The sequence below is a fragment of the Marinifilum sp. N1E240 genome (assembly GCF_009295825.1).
Taxonomy (GTDB): Bacteria; Bacteroidota; Bacteroidia; order Bacteroidales; family Marinifilaceae; genus Marinifilum_A; species Marinifilum_A sediminis.
This window is the reverse complement of the sequence record NZ_WHKF01000035.1, coordinates 1-1,058: the sequence shown is the minus strand read 5'-3', so window position 1 is coordinate 1,058 and position 1,058 is coordinate 1. Positions and strand designations below refer to the sequence as shown.

The 1,058-nt window shown below is 31.8% G+C and carries 1 protein-coding gene; it reads left to right on the top strand.

What is annotated here, in order from left to right; all coding sequences use genetic code 11:
* Positions 1–150 precede the first annotated feature (150 nt).
* Entirely contained in the window at positions 151–756 is a 606-nt protein-coding gene (locus GCQ56_RS20160; protein ID WP_152736339.1) for a hypothetical protein, read from the top strand.
* Positions 757–1,058 lie beyond the last annotated feature (302 nt).

Sequence of the window (1,058 nt, the reverse complement as noted above, 5' to 3'; positions counted from 1 at the left end):
CCCTAACAAAAGTTAAAATTAATGGGCGTTGACGCTCAACTAGATAATGCAATAAAAACAATAAACACAGGCGGTTCTGATAAGGCGGCAGTTGTAAATCGCCCACAAATTTTAGCAAGACCGTTGTAGGCAATGAAAATGAACGAAACTATGAAGTATTTATCATTCATATTATCAGCTCTTATTTTTATGAGTTGTAATCAAAGTTCGAACAAAAATGAGAAGCAAAATTCTAATGACCTTGATAAAATATCTGGCAAAGAATTGATTGAAAACGGTTTTCTTGATTACTCTGATTCATTGAGAGTTGATTCCTTGAAAAATGAAATTATTGAATCATTTAATATCTACAGTGAAAACAATAATAGATTTGTTCATATTGATGCCGAAGAATTATCTGAATTCAATTTTGATTTTTTTATGCCTCAACTAAACCGAATCTTATCAAAAAGAGATTTGAGATTGGAAATTGAAACGGCTATTGATTATGACAGTTCAAATGACATTTTAATTAACGGGCAGAAATTAAAATTATACACGAATTCAGAATTGGAAGCTGGAACCTTCTGGGATTCTGCACCAAGTAATTTCTTTAAGAAAGTGAATGAAATTTTAAAGGGACAAAATATTAAAGAAAGATTCTATTTGTTGTATGGAGGAAATGACTTGCATACATTCTTGTTGACAGAGAATCAGTTTAAAATAATTTCTGAAAGATATAAGAATGAAAATAATGAGATTCCATATTTACCATAGAAATCACTGCCTACAACAAAAGCTAAATTTCATGGGCTGTGGCAAGTTACTCGAGAGTTAGTTCAAATAATAAACACCAGCAAGCTACAAAAATTGGTTTGCTAAAAAATATAAACAAATTTAAGCGGCTTGCTTCCGTGCGGTTTGAAAGGATGGTTCTTTAAATCGCCCACGCAACTTAGCAAGACCGTCAGACTGTCTAAAAACCTTGATAAGTTGTTGATAAGTAAGCATGCTTGTATTTGATAGATTTTCAGCACTTTGTTATCTTATAGTATGAGATTTATACAAGGACAAGACAG